At 70.9% G+C, this 17910-nt stretch carries 21 protein-coding genes and 2 pseudogenes; 13 read left to right on the forward strand and 10 right to left on the reverse strand.

Annotated elements, in window-relative coordinates; genetic code table 11:
• Window positions 1-5: 5 nt before the first annotated feature.
• The 4 genes from ACZ3I4_RS30265 to ACZ3I4_RS30280 all read right to left on the reverse strand — a co-directional run bounded on the left by ACZ3I4_RS30265 (window position 6) and on the right by ACZ3I4_RS30280 (window position 2635).
• Window positions 6-1226, reverse strand: a complete 1221-nt coding sequence (locus ACZ3I4_RS30265) for a hypothetical protein (protein ID WP_465385437.1) — start codon at window positions 1224-1226, stop codon at window positions 6-8.
• Window positions 1223-1723, reverse strand: a complete 501-nt coding sequence (locus ACZ3I4_RS30270; protein WP_465385438.1) for a SigE family RNA polymerase sigma factor — start codon at window positions 1721-1723, stop codon at window positions 1223-1225. Before ACZ3I4_RS30270 ends, ACZ3I4_RS30265 begins: the two co-directional genes overlap by 4 nt.
• A gap of 64 nt (window positions 1724-1787) precedes the next feature.
• Window positions 1788-2303: an SRPBCC domain-containing protein gene (locus ACZ3I4_RS30275; RefSeq protein WP_465385439.1), complete on the reverse strand. Its 516-nt coding sequence runs from the start codon at window positions 2301-2303 to the stop codon at window positions 1788-1790.
• A 5-nt stretch (window positions 2304-2308) separates the two neighbouring features.
• Window positions 2309-2635 carry an ArsR/SmtB family transcription factor gene (locus ACZ3I4_RS30280; protein WP_465385440.1) on the reverse strand — a complete coding sequence of 109 codons (327 nt, stop codon included), beginning with the start codon at window positions 2633-2635 and terminating at the stop codon, window positions 2309-2311.
• Between the two features lie 121 nt (window positions 2636-2756).
• Between ACZ3I4_RS30280 and ACZ3I4_RS30285 the strand changes: the two are divergent.
• The 3 genes and pseudogenes from ACZ3I4_RS30285 to ACZ3I4_RS30295 form a co-directional block, all read left to right on the forward strand.
• Window positions 2757-3623: pseudogene (locus ACZ3I4_RS30285) on the forward strand (helix-turn-helix domain-containing protein); the annotation flags it as partial.
• A gap of 189 nt (window positions 3624-3812) precedes the next feature.
• A pseudogene (locus ACZ3I4_RS30290) lies at window positions 3813-5186 on the forward strand (restriction endonuclease); the annotation flags it as partial.
• A complete protein-coding gene (locus ACZ3I4_RS30295) occupies window positions 5176-5727 on the forward strand; it encodes a hypothetical protein (protein ID WP_465385441.1) in 552 nt (183 codons plus the stop codon). The pseudogene ACZ3I4_RS30290 and the gene ACZ3I4_RS30295, both read left to right, overlap by 11 nt.
• 83 nt (window positions 5728-5810) lie before the next feature.
• Here ACZ3I4_RS30295 and ACZ3I4_RS30300 read toward each other — a convergent pair whose 3' ends face one another.
• Together ACZ3I4_RS30300 and ACZ3I4_RS30305 are read right to left on the reverse strand one after the other, a co-directional pair.
• Window positions 5811-6029, reverse strand: coding sequence for a hypothetical protein (locus ACZ3I4_RS30300; protein WP_465385442.1), 219 nt, complete (start codon window positions 6027-6029; stop codon window positions 5811-5813).
• Window positions 6030-6167: 138 nt separating this feature from the next.
• Window positions 6168-6932 carry an alpha/beta hydrolase family protein gene (locus tag ACZ3I4_RS30305; RefSeq protein ID WP_465385443.1) on the reverse strand — a complete coding sequence of 255 codons (765 nt, stop codon included), beginning with the start codon at window positions 6930-6932 and terminating at the stop codon, window positions 6168-6170.
• A 53-nt stretch (window positions 6933-6985) separates the two neighbouring features.
• Here ACZ3I4_RS30305 and ACZ3I4_RS30310 point away from each other — a divergent pair, with 53 nt between their 5' ends.
• Together ACZ3I4_RS30310 and ACZ3I4_RS30315 are read left to right on the forward strand one after the other, a co-directional pair.
• Window positions 6986-7759, forward strand: a complete 774-nt coding sequence (locus tag ACZ3I4_RS30310) for an alpha/beta hydrolase-fold protein (protein WP_465385444.1) — start codon at window positions 6986-6988, stop codon at window positions 7757-7759.
• A gap of 57 nt (window positions 7760-7816) precedes the next feature.
• A complete protein-coding gene (locus ACZ3I4_RS30315) occupies window positions 7817-8179 on the forward strand; it encodes a hypothetical protein (RefSeq protein WP_465385445.1) in 363 nt (120 codons plus the stop codon).
• On the opposite strand, the gene ACZ3I4_RS30320 is transcribed toward ACZ3I4_RS30315, so the two are convergent.
• Complete coding sequence (locus tag ACZ3I4_RS30320; protein WP_465385446.1) at window positions 8169-8504, reverse strand: hypothetical protein; 336 nt, start codon at window positions 8502-8504, stop codon at window positions 8169-8171. The genes ACZ3I4_RS30315 and ACZ3I4_RS30320 overlap by 11 nt on opposite strands.
• 112 nt (window positions 8505-8616) lie before the next feature.
• Between ACZ3I4_RS30320 and ACZ3I4_RS30325 the strand changes: the two genes are divergently transcribed.
• Window positions 8617-9450 (forward strand): alpha/beta fold hydrolase, encoded by an 834-nt coding sequence (locus tag ACZ3I4_RS30325; protein ID WP_465385447.1) that lies wholly within the window; start codon window positions 8617-8619, stop codon window positions 9448-9450.
• Window positions 9451-9457: 7 nt separating this feature from the next.
• Here the strand turns inward: ACZ3I4_RS30325 and ACZ3I4_RS30330 are convergent, their stop codons facing one another.
• The gene (locus ACZ3I4_RS30330; protein ID WP_465385448.1) at window positions 9458-10066 is read right to left on the reverse strand and encodes an HAAS signaling domain-containing protein; all 609 of its coding nucleotides are present in this window, start codon (window positions 10064-10066) and stop codon (window positions 9458-9460) included.
• A 126-nt stretch (window positions 10067-10192) separates the two neighbouring features.
• On the opposite strand from ACZ3I4_RS30330, the gene ACZ3I4_RS30335 reads away from it, so the two are divergent.
• Window positions 10193-11071, forward strand: coding sequence for a cobalamin-binding protein (locus tag ACZ3I4_RS30335; protein ID WP_465385449.1), 879 nt, complete (start codon window positions 10193-10195; stop codon window positions 11069-11071).
• Window positions 11072-11219: 148 nt separating this feature from the next.
• On the opposite strand, the gene ACZ3I4_RS30340 is transcribed toward ACZ3I4_RS30335, so the two are convergent.
• Window positions 11220-11993, reverse strand: a complete 774-nt coding sequence (locus ACZ3I4_RS30340; RefSeq protein WP_465385450.1) for a CDP-alcohol phosphatidyltransferase family protein — start codon at window positions 11991-11993, stop codon at window positions 11220-11222.
• A 103-nt stretch (window positions 11994-12096) separates the two neighbouring features.
• Here ACZ3I4_RS30340 and ACZ3I4_RS30345 point away from each other — a divergent pair, with 103 nt between their 5' ends.
• The 5 genes from ACZ3I4_RS30345 to ACZ3I4_RS30365 all read left to right on the forward strand — a co-directional run bounded on the left by ACZ3I4_RS30345 (window position 12097) and on the right by ACZ3I4_RS30365 (window position 16367).
• On the forward strand, window positions 12097-13071 hold the full coding sequence (locus tag ACZ3I4_RS30345) for a zinc-dependent alcohol dehydrogenase (RefSeq protein ID WP_465385451.1): 975 nt from the start codon (window positions 12097-12099) through the stop codon (window positions 13069-13071).
• Window positions 13072-13074: 3 nt separating this feature from the next.
• Complete coding sequence (locus tag ACZ3I4_RS30350; RefSeq protein ID WP_465385452.1) at window positions 13075-13473, forward strand: 6-pyruvoyl trahydropterin synthase family protein; 399 nt, start codon at window positions 13075-13077, stop codon at window positions 13471-13473.
• Window positions 13470-14489, forward strand: coding sequence for a glycosyltransferase family 4 protein (locus ACZ3I4_RS30355; protein ID WP_465385453.1), 1020 nt, complete (start codon window positions 13470-13472; stop codon window positions 14487-14489). Before ACZ3I4_RS30350 ends, ACZ3I4_RS30355 begins: the two co-directional genes overlap by 4 nt.
• On the forward strand, window positions 14486-15253 hold the full coding sequence (locus ACZ3I4_RS30360) for a class I SAM-dependent methyltransferase (protein ID WP_465385454.1): 768 nt from the start codon (window positions 14486-14488) through the stop codon (window positions 15251-15253). Before ACZ3I4_RS30355 ends, ACZ3I4_RS30360 begins: the two co-directional genes overlap by 4 nt.
• A gap of 61 nt (window positions 15254-15314) precedes the next feature.
• On the forward strand, window positions 15315-16367 hold the full coding sequence (locus ACZ3I4_RS30365; protein WP_465385455.1) for a lysylphosphatidylglycerol synthase transmembrane domain-containing protein: 1053 nt from the start codon (window positions 15315-15317) through the stop codon (window positions 16365-16367).
• 17 nt (window positions 16368-16384) lie between these two features.
• Here ACZ3I4_RS30365 and ACZ3I4_RS30370 read toward each other — a convergent pair whose 3' ends face one another.
• On the reverse strand, window positions 16385-17077 hold the full coding sequence (locus ACZ3I4_RS30370; protein WP_465385456.1) for a RibD family protein: 693 nt from the start codon (window positions 17075-17077) through the stop codon (window positions 16385-16387).
• Between the two features lie 157 nt (window positions 17078-17234).
• On the opposite strand from ACZ3I4_RS30370, the gene ACZ3I4_RS30375 reads away from it, so the two are divergent.
• Window positions 17235-17876 (forward strand): GTP cyclohydrolase II, encoded by a 642-nt coding sequence (locus tag ACZ3I4_RS30375; RefSeq protein WP_465385457.1) that lies wholly within the window; start codon window positions 17235-17237, stop codon window positions 17874-17876.
• Window positions 17877-17910 lie beyond the last annotated feature (34 nt).

Consider the following 17910-nt stretch of genomic DNA (forward strand, 5'->3'; position numbering starts at 1 on the left):
ATCCGTCACCGCAGCCGCAGGGGGAAGCCAGCGGCCCCTGGCGGTGTCACCTCCAGCTCGGTGGCGGCCCCGGGGATCAGAGCCGCGTGCCCCGCCACGGGCAGCCAGGCCCCGTCCCGTACGCGATAACGCAGTTCGCAGTCGTCGCCGGCCACGACGATGCCCAGCCGGCCGGGCAGTCGCGCGTGCAGGATGAGCACATCACCGCCGGGCGTTCTCATGCGCGAGGACACCCCTTTCCCGTACGCCCCCAGGTAGTGCACGTCCGGCGTCGTGCCCGGCGCGCCGATCAGGCCGAACGCGCGCGCCTGACCGTCCAGCGCCAGAGTCTGCACGACCAGCCTCCGCCCGTCCGCGAGCGCACCCCGCAGCAGCCACTGGGTCGGGCCGGTAAAGGCGTGATAGCCGTACGGGTCCAGGTATTCCGCCCGCTCCTCGAGGTCCCACCGCTGCTTCTCGGCCTCGGAGATCCGGACCGGCCAGGCCCGTTCGCCGCCCGGCAGGGTCTGCTCGACGCGTTGCGGCGCGATGACGACATCGGACGTGTCCACGGCCGCGCCCATGTTGAGCAGCGGCACCGCCCGCCGTCCGGCACACAGCCCGAACCGGGCGGCCCCCCGGGGCGGGGCGATGGTCCGGACGACGGTGTCGCCGTTCCACTCAAGCCACGAACGCTCGATCCGCCCGTCCCGATCGATCCGGTAGTCCGCCGAGAACGACACCGGCTCCCCCGCCGTGTGCACGACCAGCACGTCGCGTTCCGTCCCGGCGAGCATGGCCGCGGGCGCCACCGAGCCGCGCCCGACCATCAGATAGCCGAAGACCGCCCGCAGCTGCCCGCCGTCGGTTTCCACGAAGCCCTGATAATCGCGCCCCGGGTCGCTCGACCGCTGCGTGACCACGGCCACCGGTCCGGCCGGGGTCGACCCCACCCAGCGCACCTCCGGCTCGCCGAGACCGTCGGTCATCGCCGGCCGCCAGGCCCGCCGGATCCGGGCGAGCAGTTCCGGGTCGTCCGCCAGGTCCCCCGCGACCGGCTGAGGCGCCCCGCGCAGGACCGGCACCGCCGCCGCGGCCGCGATCGTCGCCAGCGCCCCGCCGAGGACCGTCCGCCGCCGCACCACCTTGCGGCGGCCACCCTTGCGAACCCGGTCGAGCAGGTCGGGCGCCGGGTCGAGGTGGTCGGTCGCCCGCACGAGCACGTCCCGCACGTCGGTGTCGGTCATCGCACTCCCCCATCGCTGACCAGGGACGACCCCAGCACCTGTTTGAGCCGGTCGAGCCCGCGCGACGCGTTGCTCTTGACGGTGCCCTCGCTGCAGCCGAGCGCGTTCGCCACCTCGTGCACGGGCAGGTCGTCGAGGTAGCGCAGCACCACGGCGGCACGCTGCTTGGGCGGCAGATCCCGCAACGCGTCGAGCACCGCCGCGCGGATCGCCACCTCGTCACCGTGATCGCGGCCGGCCCGCTCGTGTTCGCGGCCCAGCGGCGTCTCGGGCCGCCGGGCACGCCACCGCCAGCGGTTCGTCGCCCGATTGACCAGGGCCCGGCGCGCGTACGCCTCCGGCGCCCCCTCGATGCGGCGCCAGCGCACGTACATCTGCTCGAGCACCTCCTGCAGCAGGTCCTCGGCGGCGTGCCGGTCCCCCGTCAGCAGGTAGGCGACCCGCAGCAGCCCCGTCGATCGGCTGCGGACGAAGTCGTCGAACCCTGCTCCGGCCATCCCCGTCGTCTCCCCCTGGTCGTCTCCCCCTCTCAGGACAACCGGGCGGCCTCCGGGGTTGCTTCTAAACGCCGAGAATCTTCCCGTACGCCTCCTGGAGCCCTTCAAAGCCGTAATTCATCGCGTCACGCCCGCGGATGACACCGTGCGGCTCGCCGTCCAGCAGGCTCCGCAGCACGACCGCGCAGAGATGCCAGCCGCTCGCCACGGACGCCGGGTCCCCCGGTCCCGCCAGCGTGTGGCGAAGCGTCATCAGCGTCCCGTCCCCCGCCGCCTCCAGCTCCCACCGCAGCAGATCCGGCCCCCACGAGTACTCGAGCACCTTGGGCGCCTCGACCACCCGGATCACCGCCGGCGTCTCTTCCCGCACCTCGCCGTCCACCATGGTGAAACTGGTGGCCCCCAACTCGTTCAGATCGCGAGCCGGCACGAACGGCGCCCACTGATCAAGCTCGGCCGGATCGGTGAGCGCCGCCCACACCACCGCCGGCGCCTGCCGGAACTCCCGCACGAACACCAGCGTCCACGGCTCCCGGTCCCCTTCGAGCCGGGCACCCCCGGCCGCATCAACGTCCTTCATCCCGTTCACTCCTCATCCCGCGGCCTCGCCGCGTCGGCCCGCTCGAGGTGCCGCTCCAGCCTCCCGAGGTGATCGGTCCACATGCGCCGATAGGGCGCCAGCCAGGCGTCGAGCTCGCGGAACGGCCCCGGCTCGAGCCGATAGACCCGCTGCTGGGCCCGCGTCTCGGCCGTGACGACCCCGGCTTCCCGCAGCACCCGCAGATGCTTGGACACCGCGGGCTGACTCATCCCGAGCGTGGACACAAGCTCACCGACTGTGCTCTCCCGAAGCCGCAACACATCGACAATCCGCCGACGGGTCGGCTCAGCAAGAGCAGCCAGAGCATCCATCCCCTCAACATGCCATAGCAGTTATATAACCGTCAAGGAATACACTTTCGATGGACCACCGTATTGCTCCGCCCACTGAGGGGTATGCTGACCCGACCGTGACCACAGTGGAGTGCGCAGGGTGACTGGGGAAAAGTTCGCCGACAGCTCCACGGTCCGCCGCATTCAACTCGGGGCCCGGCTGCGCGAACTGCGCGTGGCGAAGGGCCTGACCCGCGAGGCAGTCGGCCTCACGATCCGGTGCTCCGAAGCGAAGATCACTCGCATGGAGCTGGGGCGGGTCGGCTTCAAAGAACGTGACATCGTCGACCTGCTCGGGCACTACGGCGTCGACGACCCGATCGAACGGGCCCGCCTGCTCACCCTCGCCCGCAAAGCCAACGAGCCAAGCTGGTGGCACGCGTACGGCGACGTGCTCGACAGCTGGCTCCACACTTACCTCGACCTCGAGCGAGCAGCCGAGCTGATCCGGACGTACGAGGTCCAGTTCGTGCCCGGGATGCTTCAGACCGAGAAGTACGCCCGCGCCGTGATCGGCCTCGGCCACGACGCCGCCGGGCCCGAGGAGATCGACCGGCGGACGAAGCTGCGCATGACCCGCACGGAGTTGCTGAGAAGACCAGACGGGCCCCACATGTGGGCCGTGCTCGACGAAGCGGTGCTACGCCGCCCGGTCGGCGGCCGCGAGGTCATGCGTGAGCAGATCGAGTCACTTCTCGAGAGTTGCGCACATCCGAACGTGCACATCCAAGTGATGCTTCTCGAGTCGGGGGCGAACGCCGCCATCGGGGGAAGTTTCAGCATTCTCCGGTTCCCGTTCCAGGAATTGTCCGACGTCGTGTACATCGAGCACCTCACGAGCGGCCTTTACCTGGACAAGGACGAGGACGTCGACCTCTACAGCGCGGCTAACTCTCGGCTGCTCATCGCCGCCGAGCCGCCGAGCCGCACGCCCGACATTCTCCGCTCGGTCCTCGCCGATCTGCCAAGAATCTCCATGTCCGGCGGGCCGCGCACAGATGCCGAGCGGGCCGAAGACGACACGAAAAATCTCCCTGAACTGCCGCGCAAGACCGCGGATCCCCGCCGGGAACCTCGGCGAGAGTCGCCTGGAAGCGCACCGGCACAGGCCCCCGACGGCAGCGAGATCGGCTTGGCCCCCGGCCTTCGCCCGCATCAGAGCGAGGCGCTGGCCGCGATCGAAGCCGCGATAGCGGCGGGCCACCACAGGATGGGCGTCGTACTGACGCCGGGCTCTGGACGTTCAGCCGTGATCGCACACCTTTTCAGCCTGCTGCTGGAGAAGGGTCACGCCCGCCGACCGCTCTATCTGACGTTGCGCGTCACTCTCGCCGCCCAGATGGCCGAGGTCATCCGGAATCGTAGCCTCGGTGAGGACGGACCGCTCGGCAGCCGGTTCCCTGTTCAGCTCCTCGAACCCGGCGCGGTGCCGTCGACTGAGCTCGGCACGATCACCGTCGCCACCACTGCGGCGTTCCGGGCTCTTGACGAATTTCCTCCCTTCGACCTCGTGGTTACCGACGACGTGGACCCCGGCCGCCCCGGGGCCGGCTCCGAAATGGCCGGGCTGATCGACCGGCTGAGCGCCACTGTGATCGCTTTCAGCTCGATCCCGCCCGCCGGTCCCGAGGCGGCCGAGTCGCTGATCTTCCGCTACGACCTCCAGGACGCGATCGCCGACGGCGTGCTGTCCTATCCGTCGACATGGGCGCCGGTCGAAGCCGGCGGCAGATGGCCCGATTTCGACGTGCACGACCCGGTTCACGGCGGGCGCCGAGTCATCGTGCACGGGGTGGACGACGACCGTGCGGCGATTCAGCGCCTTGCGGCGGGGCTCGATGCGGTCGGCGTCCGGGTCACGGCCAAGGTGTCGGACAAGCCGCCGGAGGCCGCCGCCGGTGACGTGCTGGTCGCCGTACTCTCGCCCAACAGCGTCAAGACGCCCCTACTGGACGACTATCTGACCCGCTCACTGGAGCGTCGCGGCGTCGACATCGTGCCGGCCGTCATCGAGTTCTGCGCCGCCCCTTCGTCCATCAGTAGTCGTTTCCCGGTGGACGTCACCGCCGGCCTCGACGGCCTGCTGCGTCGCCTGCAGGCCAGCGCGATGCTGAACGTCGGCAAGCTTCCGGCGGCACGGTTCGAGCAGCTCGTGGCCGACGTTATGACCAGGCTCGGGTTCAACCTTTCGACCCCCGCCTCCTCCTGGCGCTCCGATCAGGGCGCCGATCTCGTCGCGACGTTCCAGGACCCGGACCGGTTCGGCATCGCGACCCCGTACCTCGTCCAGGTCAAACAGACCCAGGCGTCGCTGCGTGATGTTACGAAGCTGGCCGGACTCGTACGCGACGCCGGGGCGCCGTGGCGCGGGATGATCGTCACCCGGAGCCAGCTGACCAGCGTCGCGGAGACTCAGCTCGCAAAGCTGCCGGACGACGGGCTGGACATCCAGGTGGTCGACGGCCCGCGGCTGCGTTCCCTGCTGTTGCGTTATCCCGACCTGATCGCCGGCTATTTCCATGCCGGGTGAGCCGATGGATTCCCTCACTTTGCGCCGGCAGCTCGCAGGCTGCCCGCCGGGCAGGCTGGGATGGCAGCAGTTCGAAGTGGTCGCTCTGGACGCGCTCTGCCACCTGCTGGTGCCGCCGCTCACCGCACCGCGGGTGCAGGAGCGCTCGTTCTCGGGAATCGACCGCCGCGACGCAGTCTTTCCGAACCGCATCACCGACACGGAGCAGCCGTGGGGTCTCCTCCGCCACGATCATGACGCCCGCTTCGTGCTCGTGGAGTTCAAGAACTACGACAAGGAAGAGATCGGCAAGGACGAGGTCGATCAGACCCGGAACTACATGAAGCCGACGCTGGGCGGGTTATCGATCATCGTGTGCAACAAGCCGCCGCACGAGTCGGCTCTGAGACGCCGCAACATGGTCTTCAACCAGGAGAAGAAGGTCATTTTGTTCCTGACTACGCGCCACCTGCGGGAGATGCTCGACATCAAGGACCGCGGCGGCGATCCAAGCGTCTTCATCCTCGACGCCGTAGACAGCTTCCTCATCCAGCACGAATAGCATGCACAGCCTCTGGCCGAGCCACGTCGGACCGCCTCGCGCGTACGAGCGACGCACCGACCAATAACTCCCATGCCCGCGGGTCAGGCGCAGCCGGGGCCGGCGGCCTGGCCGCGGACGATCCGGTAGGACGAGATGTCGCCCTTGAGGTAGCCGGTCAGGTCGCCGATCGCCTTGGGGGCCACGCCGTGGAGGCCGACGTAGGCGACGATCGCGGAGTCGACCGCCCGGCATGTGGCCTTCTCGGCGACGATCCGGGCCTGCCGCTCGGAACCCTTCGGGTCGAACTGAGAGTAAGACACAGCAGCAATACTCAGCGTAACCGCAGCGGTGACCGGGATATGAATGAAGCGCACGCCAGCAGCCTAGGCAACATTACTGAGAGTGCCGACCTGGCCGAACGGACGAGGAAAATGTCCCTGCGTATTGAAACGCTAAAGTTAGGCCACCGGGACGTTTGCCTGCAGGAAGGCCAGGATCTGGCCTGACACCCGGGCATACCGTCCGTCTCCCGGGCGCAGAAACTCTCCGTGACGAGCGTCGCGAAGGGTGACGAAGCGTTTGGCGGGGAACGGCGCCAGCTCGTAGGCGTCGCGCCCGGCCCGGAGGGGCACGACCGGGTCGCGGTCGCCGTGCAGGAACAGCAGCGCGGCCGGCGGGCCACCGAAGGCGGCCGGGCGGCGTCCGCTGATCGTCACCCCGGCCCGCAGGTAGGCCGCATGCCCGGGGCCGAACAGGCCCAGCGTCGTGGTGCCTCCGGCCGAGAAGCCGACGGCCCCGACCCGGTTGACGTCGAGGTGTCCGGCCAGCGGATCGCCGGCCGTGCGGTTCAGGGCGCGTACGGCGTCGATGACGAACGCCGCGTCGAGGGATTGATTACCGATGTCCCGGCGGTCGACCAGCACTCGGCCGTTGGTGTGCGGGTAGGCGGGGGCCGCGACCACGTAGCCGGCCTCGGCCCAGCCCGCGGCGAGCGGCGCGAACTGCCCGGGCAGGCCGCCGAGGCCGTGGCTGAACAGGATGATCGGGTGCCGTCCGGTCAGGCGGCCGCGGTACCAGAGGGTGGTCGGCAGGGGGCGGTCGGCGCCGCGCGCGAGGGTGAGCTGCCGGGTGACCACGGCCTGCTGCGCCGACGCCGGCCGGGCCGGACCGAATCCGTCCAGCAGCAGGGCCAGCAGGACCAGCACGACCGCGAGTCTGCGCACGCCGTGAGCGTAGAAACGTGACGCCAGGAGGGCGATCGCCGTTGTGGGTGACTATGAGACGACGAACATTGCTGGCCGCGGGCGCAACCGTCGGCGCGGTCGCCGGTTGGGCGGGCTATCGCAGCCGATCGGGCGAATCGGAACCGGTCATCCCGCACGCCCCGGTGGGTGACGAGCGGCTCGAAAGGCGTGATTCACGGGCCCGCGGCCGGCTCGTCGTTTTCTACACGGCGGTTCCGGCGGGTCACGGGTCGGGCCGGGGCCTGCCCGTCTGCCTGGTGCTGCACGGCGCCTCGAAGACGGCCGCAGATTTCCCGGCGCTCGGTCTGGGCCGTTTCCTGACCGATGCCGTACGCCGCGGCAAGGACCCGTTCGTGCTGGCCGGCGCGACCGGGGACCGCCTGCAGTGGCGCCCGCACGGCGGCGACGATCCGCAGCGGATGGTGCACGAGGAGATCCCCCAGTGGTGTGCCGGGCGCGGCTTCGACACGTCGCGGATCGCGCTGCTGGGCTGGTCGATGGGCGGGTACGGGTCGCTGCTGCTGGCCGAGGCCTATCCGGGTTTCGCGCGGGCGGTCGTCGCGCTGTCCCCGGCCGTACGGGAATCCGATGAGATCTTCACCGCGGCGCCGAAGCTGCGGGGCACGCCGGTGGGTCTGTGGTGCGGCCGCCAGGACGGCCTGTACGACGACGTGCGGGCGCTCGCCGGCGCCCTGCCCGAGCCACCCGCCGCGGGGTCCTTCGGGGACGGCCGGCACAACTTCGGCTACTGGTCGCGGTGCCTGCCCGCCGGGATGGACTTCGTGAGTGAAGCTTTACGACGCTGACGCGGGTTCCGTACGGTTGTGACACAGAGCAACGGTCCCATCACGCTGGAGGATCCCATGCGTCGTGCCGTTTCCGTACTCGCCCTCGTCCTCGCCGGCCTCTGGTTCGCCACGCCCGCGCAGGCCTTCGCCCACAACGCCGTGCACAACTCGGCCCTGCACGCCCTGCTCGACGCCCTGACCCTGGTCGTGGTGTCCGCGCCGGTGTGGACGGCGCTGCTGTGGAGCGGCGGCAACCGGTGGTGGCTGGCCGGTCTGATCGCCTTCGTGCAGATTCCGGTCGCGGTCATCGGGTTCGTGCCGATCGCCAACCCGTACCTGCATTTGTCGCTGTTCGTGATCGCCATCGCCCTGACCGGCGTCTCCCTGCACCTGGTGCGCCGGCAGGCCCGCGCGGCCGCGGCCCCGATCAGGCCCTGACCCACTCCCCCGCCGGGGTCCGCACGGCCAGGCCGACCACGGTCTGGCCGTCGCGCACCAGTTCGACGTCGGGGCAGCCGTCGGCCGGCGCGTGCCATCCGCCCCCGGGATCGCGGACGGCGTTGTGCCGGCAGTGTTCCTCATCCGCGTAGCCCCACGCCATCAGCAGTTCGCGGCCGCCGATCGAATACCGGCCGACGGTGGCCACCCGGTCGCCCTCGGGACGCCGGAAGTAGTCGGCCCGCAGTCCCGGCACCGGCTCACCCTCGAAGGGGGCGTCGAGCACGGTCCGGTGCGGCGTGAATTCGCTCAGGTCCGGAAGCACTCGAACATCGCAGCACACGACCCGCACCGAGGCGGTCATTTCACAACCGACCGGCACGGTTGAGTGATCTGGTTTTAACCTGCCCGTGAAGTGTGATGCGGACAATGACCGAGTGGTGACCGAGACGATGATGCCGGTCAACGGCATCGAGCTGTGTGTGGAGACGTTCGGCGAGCCCGGCGATCCCGCCCTGCTGCTCATTGCGGGCGCGTCCGGTTCGATGGACTGGTGGGACGACGAGTTCTGCCGTCGCCTGGCCGCGGGCGGGCGTCACGTCGTCCGCTACGACCACCGGGACACCGGCCGGTCGACGTCGTTCCCGGCCGGCGAGCCGCCCTACTCCGATGTGGATTTGGCGCACGACGCGCTGGGGGTGCTCGACGCGCTCGCCATTCACCGGGCTCACCTGGTCGGCCTGTCGATGGGTGGCGGGCTGGCCCAGCGCATCGCCGTCGAACGCCCGCACCGGGTCCTGTCCCTCACCTTGATCGCGACGAGCACAACCTTCCCCCCGTACGGGATGAGCGTGCCCGGCGCCGAGCCGCAGTGGTCCGACCGGCGCTCGGCGGTCAACGGCATCGTGGCCGCCGCGCGTCACCTCGGGGGCCTGTTCACGGCCGACGACCCGCATCTGCGCCGCCTGGCCGAGAGGGTCTTCGACCGTACGCAGGACATGGCCGCGGCCCAGACGAACCATCACCGCTGTGCCGGCGGCCCGTCCGTCCGCGACCGCCTCGGCGAGATCACCGCGCCCACGCTGATCCTGCACGGCACGCAGGACCCGCTGTTCCCGCCACCGCACGCCGAGGCCCTGTGCGCCGAGATCCCCGGTTCCCGGCTGGTGTGGCTCGAGGGGGTCGGGCACGAGTTCCCGCCCGCGGCGGTCTGGACCCAGGTGATCGACGAGATCATCGGTCAGGCCGGCCGTCGTACGCAGCCGGCCTGACCGGCGGTTACCCGCGCCGCAGCGCGTCGAGCATGCGCATGCCGGCGAACAGCGAGCCGCCGACCGCGACCATGTAGCAGAACAGCAGCCCGGCCGCCCCGGCCGTGCCCGCAAGCAGGAAGAAGAACCCGGCGGCGACCGCGGCCGCGCCCGAACCGATGGTGAGGAACCAGCCGGTGGCCTTCTCGGCCGGGGTCCAGCGGGGCGACGCGCTCGCCATCAGCATCCCGGCGAACGGCCCGACCCCCGGCATCACGAACGCGCCCGCGGTCATCAGCCCGATGGCCGTGTATTCGGCCGCGCCGCCCGCAGCCGCTCCCCCACCGGTGGCGGCCGGCGGGGGAGGCGGGATCAGGGCGGGCAACCGCAGGTGCGGGGGCAGATGGCCGCGCCGGGCGGCGGCCACCAGAGCTTCCGGCGGTCCTAACCGGCGCAGAATCTCGGCCGGGTCCTCGATCGGCGACGCCGGCGACGTGCGACGCATGGCGATGTAGTCGGCCACCGTCGTCATCAACTCGTCACGCAGCTCGGGCGCGAGGTCCTCGCTCTGCGCCCACAGCGCGGCGAGATAATCCAGGACGATCACGTCCGTGTGCTCGAGCGGTGCCGTCGTCATCGTTCTCCCCCTGCCAAGTCGGTAGGACCAGCATCGACGCCGGCGCGGCGGCAGACATCCGCCCCCGGACCGGATCACGACCGGGCGCTACGACTTTCGGCTGATCCCACGGGCAATACTGAGGTCATGCGCCTGGTATCGCTTCTCCCCTCGGCCACCGAGATCGTCTACACGCTCGGGCTCGGCGACCAGCTCGTCGGCGTGACCTTCGAGTGCGACGAGCCCGCCTCGGCCCGCCAGGAGAAAACCGTGGTGGTCGGCGGCCGGGACACGCGCGACATGACTCCCGGCGAGATCGATTCCTACGTACGGGGCCGGCTCGCCGAAGGCGGTGACCTCTACACCCTGCACGCGGACGCGCTGGCCGGCCTGGCCCCCGACCTGATCCTGACGCAGGACCTGTGCCGGGTCTGCGCGCTGCCGTCCGGCCATGTCACGGAGGCGCTCGACCACCTGGGCTGCCGCGCCGACGTGGTGTCGCTCGATCCCTACAGCCTCGACGAGGTGCTGGAGACGATCGCGGCGGTGGGTTCGGCGGCCGGAGTGCCCGACCGGGCGGCCAAGGTGATCGCCGGGCTGCGGGACCGACTGGCCCGGGTGGCGCAGGCGGTCGCGCCGCGGGAAAAGCCCAGGGTGGCGATCGTCGAGTGGGTCGATCCCCCGTTCACCGCCGGCCACTGGGTGCCCGATCTGGTGACGGCGGCGGGCGGCGAACCGGTCGCCGCCAACGCGGGCAAGAGATCGGTCGAGACCACGTACGCCGACCTGGCGGCCGCCGCGCCCGGGATAGTCCTGGTCACACCGTGCGGCTTCCACCTCGACGGCGCGACCGAACAGGCCCGGCTGGTGGCCCCGCACTTCCCCGAAGCCCAGGTGTGGGCGATCGACGCGGACGGGCTGATCGTGCGCCCCGGCCCCCGACTGGTCGAAGGCGTCGAGGCCATTGCCGCCATCCTGCACCCGGAAGTATTCGGTTCGCATCCCGCGACGTTCCGCGTGCAATAGCCGAGGTGCCACGGCGCGAACTGGGATTGTTTCAATGATTTCTGCCGTCGCGGTGGGTGGGTGGCCACCGTGACCAGAGTCAAAGGGCAACGACAGTAATTTCATTCGATGCCCACCGGGCGAAAGCAAGCCGCCAAGAGAAGCAGCCTCAGTGAGCAAGAGCCGGCTGACGCTGAGGACCCGCCCACCGCTCCCGAGCCGCCGCCCGGATCCGCGACGCCTTGTAAAGCCACAGCGAATCCCGCCCGAACGACCAGGTCAGCGACCCCAGCGCAACCCCCAGCGCCACCATGGTCAGAGCCGTAGGCAGCAGATCCGCCGTAACCAGAGCCAGCACGATCCCTTGCAGCGCGGCCACGACCTTGCGCGAGAACCGGGGCGGCAGGGCCGCGTTCAACCACGGCATCCCCCACGCGGCGGCCACGAACACATAGCGGAAGGCGCCGATCGCCACCCACCACCAGCCGAACCGGTCGCCCGCGTAGACGCTGAGGACCAGGATCAGGAAGGCGTCGATCTCCATGTCGAAGCGGGCGCCGAGGGCGGTGGTGTTGCCGGTGCGGCGGGCCACCTGGCCGTCCACGCCGTCCAGGGCCAGCGCCACGCCGGCGATCGCGACCAGGACGGGCGTGCTGACGGGGTGGGCGAACGAGGTGACGACCATGGCGGTCACGGCGCCGACCAGCAGGGCCCGGGCCAGGGTGACCGCGTTGGCCGGGCCGATGTGGGCCATGCCGGCGCGGTCGAGGCCGGTGCCGAGCAGGCCGCAGAGGACCAGGCCGTACGCCGCTCCGGCGATCAGGCCGGTGGCGGTGAGTCCGAGGGTGCTGCCGAGCAGGGCCAGCAGGGCGAGCTGGGCGGCCAGTCCGACCACCGGCGCGCGCGAGGAGCCGCTGCCGGGTGCGGTGGTTAGTGATGACACCGTGGCCTCCATTTGCAAGATCGGCCGCCGCGTATGGTTGCCGTCGTCAGCGCTTAACACGCGCCCGGACGGCGTTCGGTTCAGCGGGCGGAAGGAACAACCCATGACGAGTGACGCGTACGCGTTCTGGATCGCCGAGCCGGGGCGGGGTGAGATCCGCCCGGTGACGGTCGGTGAGCCGGGCGGGGACGAGGTGCTCGTGCGCACCCTGCACACCGGGGTGAGCCGGGGAACCGAGACGCTCGTGTTCACCGGGCGGGTGCCCGCCAGCCAGTGGTCGGCGATGCGGGCCCCCTTTCAGGAGGGCGACTTCCCCGCCCCCGTCAAATACGGCTACCTGAACGTCGGCGTCGTCGAGCAGGGTCCGGAAGGGCTGCTCGGCAAAACCGTCTTCAGCCTGCATACCCACCAGACCCGATTTGTCGCACCTGTCGCGATGGTTTCTGTTGTGCCCGAGGGTGTGCCCGCGCACAGGGCGGTGCTGGCGGGCACGGTCGAGACCGCGGTCAACGCCCTGTGGGACGCGCGCCCGGCGGTCGGCGACCGGATCGCGGTGGTCGGCGGGGGCATGGTGGGTGGTTGCGCCGCCGCGATTCTCGCGCGGTTTCCCGGCGTACGCCTGCAGCTCGTCGACGTCGATCCGGCGCGCGCCGGCCTGGCCGCGCGGCTCGGCGCCGATTTCGCCACCCCGGACGACGCGCTGGGCGACTGCGACCTGGTGATCCACGCCAGCGCCACCCAGGCCGGTCTGACCCGGTCGCTGGAGCTGGTGCGCGGCGAGGGCACGGTCGTCGAGCTCAGCTGGTACGGGGACAAGCAGGTCAGCGTGCCGCTGGGTGAGTTCTTCCACTCGCGCCGGCTGACCATCCGGGGCAGCCAGGTCGGCGGGATCGTGCCCGGCCGGCACCGCACCTACGCCGACCGGCTGGCGCTCTCGCTGGAACTTCTGAAGGACGACCGGTTCGACGCTTTCCTCACCGGGCACTCCGATTTCGCCGAGCTGCCCGACGTGCTGCCCCGCCTCGCGGACGGTAGCCTTCCCGCCCTCTGCCACGTGATCAACTACCCCGAGGAGTAGCCCTTGTTCAGCGTCACCGTCCGCGACCACATCATGATCGCGCACAGCTTCACCGGCGAGGTCTACGGACCGGCGCAGAAGCTGCACGGCGCGACTTTCGTGGTCGATGCCACCTTCCGCCGGCCCGAGCTGGACGACGACAACATCGTGGTGGACATCGGCGCGGCGAGCGAGCAGTTGCACGCGATCTGCGGCGGGCTCAGCTACCGCAACCTCGACGACGAGCCCGACTTCCTGGGCATCAACACGTCGACCGAGTTCCTGGCCAAGGTGATCGCCGACCGGCTGGCCGACCGGATCACCGCCGGTGACCTCGGGGCGGGCGCGTCCGGGCTGACCGGGCTCGTCGTGACCCTGCACGAGTCGCACATCGCCTGGGCCTCGTACGAGCGCGACCTGTGACCTTGTGGGCGGTGCTGCCGGGCGGCATCGACGACCCGGCAGCGCCGAGCGGCGGCAACCGCTACGACCGTACGGTGCTGTCGCTGCTGCCCGACGTCCACGAGATCGCCGTTCCCGGCTCGTGGCCCTCCCCGGGACCGGCCGCCGCCCGCGCCCTGAACGCCGCCCTGACCGAGATCCCCGACCGCTCCGCCGTGCTGATCGACGGGCTGGTCGGGTGCGGGGTGCCGGAGATCCTCGCGCCGCACGCCACCCGGTTGAGGCTGATCGTGCTGGTGCACCTGCCGCTGAGCGACGAGACCGGCCTCGACCCGGCGACGGCGGCCGATCTGCGGTCCCGGGAGCGACAGGCCGTGCATCTGGCCACCAAGGTGGTCGCCACCAGCCGGGCCGCCGCCGATCGAGTGGCCGAAATGCACGATCTCGTACGCGTGGAGGTCGCCCCGCCCGGGGTCGCGCCCGCTCCGCTCACCAAGCCCGACCCGACCGGCCGGCGACTGCTCTGCGTGGCCGCGGTCACCCCGCGCAAGGGCCAGGATCTGCTGGTCGCCGCCCTCGAGAACGAGCTGGCCGGGCTGGACTGGCAATGCATGTTCGCCGGGGCCCTGCTCAAACCGGTCCCGTACGTTGATTCCCGCCTGCTCTTCGAGGGCGCCTTGCACGGCGCCGCGCTCGACGAGGCGTACGGGAAAGCGGATCTTCTGGTTCTGCCGTCGCGAGCCGAGACGTACGGCATGGTCGTCACCGAGGCTCTCGCCCGTGGCATCCCGGTGCTGGCCACCGACGTGGGTGGCGTGCCCGAGGCGCTCGGCGAAGCCCCCGGCGGCACCCGGCCCGGCCTGCTGATTCCGCCCGATGACCAAGGCGCGCTGACCGCCGCGCTGCGGTCCTGGCTCACCGACGGACGGCTGCGCGAACGGCTGCGCGCGGCCGCCGAAGCCCGCCGGGAAACCCTGCCACGCTGGGAAGACACCGCTTCCGCACTGTCCGCCATCTGTTTAGGAGATCCCCGATGACTGGAGAGTTCAGCGAGTCCTGGCTCGGCCTGCGCGAACCCGCCGACGCCGAGGCCCGCGCGGCCGACCTGGTGGGAATGCTGCCGGCCGACATCCACGTCGTCCGCGACCTGGGCTGCGGCACCGGCTCGATGGCCCGGTGGCTCGCGCCGCGGCTGCCCGGGCCGCAGCACTGGATCCTGACCGACCTCGACCCGAAGCTGCTGCACTACGCGACGAAGCATGTGCGGCTGCCGGGCGTCAGCGTCGAGGGCGCACTCAGCAATGTGACCGCGCTCACCGTGGATGCTCTCGACGGCACCGACCTGGTCACCTGCTCGGCGCTGCTCGACCTGCTGACCGAGGAGGAGATCGACGCACTGGTGGCGACCCTGGCCGAGGCCCGCGTGCCGGCGCTGTTCACCCTGTCGGTCGCCGGGGACGTGCGCCTGGAGCCGGCCGACCCGCTGGACGCCACCATCGCCGAGGCGTTCGACGAGCACCAGCGCCGCGTGACCGGGGGGCGCCGCCTGCTCGGGCCGGACGCTCCGGCGTACGCGGGGAAGGCTTTTGAACTGGCGGGCGCGACGGTGGTCACCCGCCCGAGCCCGTGGCAACTCGGACCGCGGATGCCGGAACTGACCGCGGAATGGCTGCGCGGCTGGACCGGAGCGGCCTCTGAGCAGCGCCCTTCGCTCGATCTGGACGACTATCGGGCGGGTCGGCTGGCGTCGTTGCCGAGCGCGTCGGTCGGACATGTCGATCTTTTGGCGGTCTTCGGCTGAACCCTTTGTGCCCGTCCTGGCGTACTAGGGGAAAGACGGGCGAGACGAAGGGAACGGCGACGTGGGGCGTATCTGGGCTTGGGCACGGATTCTGGGCGGGGCGGGAATCCTGATCTTCCTGCTGTGGAAGCTCGGCACCGGCGCCTTCGTCGACGGCCTGCGCGTGATCGACGGGCCGGCGCTCACGCTGGCCTTCTCGATCGGGGTCGCCACCACCGTGTTCAGCGCCTGGCGCTGGTGCCTGGTGGCGCGCGGCCTCGGCCTGCGGCTCTCCTTCCGCACGGCGGTCGCCGACTACTACAAGGCGCTGTTCCTCAACGCCGCGCTTCCGGGCGGGGTGCTCGGCGACGTCGACCGGGCCGTGCAGCACGGCCGCGACGAGGGTGACGTGGCCAAGAGCGTGCGGGCCGTGGTGCTCGAGCGCACGGCCGGGCAGCTCGTGCTGATCGGCGTCGGCGTCACCGTCCTGCTCACCGTCCCCTCCCCCGTTCTCTCCGTCCTCAGGCAGCACGGCTTGACCGCTCTCGTCGTCGCCGGCTCGCTGCTTCTGGCCGGTCTCGTGCTCGCCCTGGCCTTCCGGCGGCTGCGGCAGGGCGGCTCGCGGGTCGCGTCGGCCGTGCGCACCGGCGTGGCCGAGATCCGCACCGGGCTGCTGGCCCGCCGCAACTGGCCGATCGTGACCCTGGCCTCGATCGTCGTGCTGGCCGGTCACCTGGCGACGTTCGTGGTGGCGGCCCGCGCGGCCGGCTCGTCGGCGTCGCTGACCCGCCTGGCGCCGCTGATGCTGCTCGCCCTGCTGGCCATGTCGCTGCCGCTCAACGTCGGCGGCTGGGGTCCCCGCGAGGCCGTCACGGCGTGGGCGTTCGGCGCCGCGGGCCTGAGCGCCACCCAGGGCCTGACCACCGCGGTCGTGTACGGGCTGTTCGCGTTCGTCGCCGCCCTGCCGGGCGCGATGGTCATCCTGGTGCGGGCCGCCGCCAAGCTGCGGACCGCCGCCGCGGTGCGGGTCGCCGCGCCGATCTCCCCGGTGCCGTACGGCGCCGCCGCGCTTCCCGCCACCCCCGTCGCGCCCGAGCTTCTCCTCGGCCGCGAGCTGGCGCGTGCCGGCGCCTAACCTTCATGCGTCATCCACTAGCTTGGGACGAACCGGTCGGTCAGGGCGTACCGCAGCAGCACGACGTCGCCGATCTGGCGCACCTCGGCCAGCGTCGCCCGCCGGCCCGGCCCCCACGGGAAATCGCCGTCGCTGACGAACCGCGGCGCCCGCGAGTCGCCGACGAAGAACGGCGCCACCACGAGTTGCAGCTCGTCGGCCAGGCCCGCGGTGAGGAACTGGGTGTGCATCGTGCCGCCGCCCTCGACCATGAGCCGGCGCACCCCGCGGGCCGCCAGGTCGGCCGTGACCAGGTGCAGGTCGACCGGATCGCCCCCATCGACGATGGTGGCCACCTCGCCCAGGCGCTCCTTGGCCGACGCGCACGTGCCGCTCGCGCAGTAGACCAGTTTGTCCACATCGCCCGCCGAGAAGAACTTCGCGGCCGGATCGATGTCACACCGGCCGGTTACGGTGACCTTCAGCGGATTGGGCGCCTCGCCGCGGGCGACCCGGGCCGCCCGCCGCTCGGCCGAGCGCACCAGCAGGCGAGGGTCGTCCTGCCGGATCGTCGCGGCCCCGACCAGAATGGCGTCGCACCCGGCACGAACGGCATCGACACGGTCGAAATCGGCCTCGTTGGACAGCAACAGCCGGTCACGAGTCGCGTCGTCCAAGTAACCGTCAAGGGACATGCCGCAACTCAGCAAGGTGTAAGGACGCTCAACCACCGATGACGCCTCCGTTAGAGCGACGATCGTCACCCAGGCCGAACAGTTGCGTCCAAGATAATCCGCGACACGATTACAGGCACGTTCGCGGTCTGTTGCGGTGCCGTGACTCCAGCACGGGTATAGCGGATCAACGGGGAACCAACGAGGAGGACCGATGTTAGAAGCCACGTTGCGGCAGCAGGTGACAGTACCGCTGCGATTCGGCGACGGGTATGCGACCACCGCACAGGTGATGACCTTCGACGGTCTCGTCGACGGCAAGGAGCACCTGGCGCTCGGTCTGGGCGACTGGCAGCGGGCGCTGAAGAAGTCCGCGGCCGGCGGGCGGGCGCCCCTGGTGCGCCCGCACAGCGAATGCCTCACCGGCGACGTGTTCGGCAGCCAGCGCTGCGACTGCGGCCCGCAGCTGCGCGAGGCCGCCGAGCGGATCGCCGACCAGGGTGGCTTCCTGCTCTACCTGCGCCAGGAGGGCCGCGGCATCGGCCTCTACGCCAAACTCGACGCCTACGCGCTGCAGGACTCGGGCCTGGACACGTACGAGGCGAACGTGGCGCTCGGCCGCGGCGAGGACGAACGCGACTATTCGGCCGCCGCGCAGATGCTGCTCGCCCTGGGCGCCGACCGGATCCGGCTGCTGAGCAACAACCCGGACAAGGCGATCCAGCTCGAGAAGAACGGCATCGACGTGACCCAGCGCGTGCCGACCGGGGTGCACATGTCCGCCGCCAACGTGCGCTACCTGGCCACCAAGGCTTCCCACACGGCTCACACGATCGATTTACCTCTGGCCGAGTGACGCACCACCTGCCGGTGTCCGGCAGGATGAGCTG

Source organism: Actinoplanes sp. NPDC021490 (assembly GCF_055562135.1).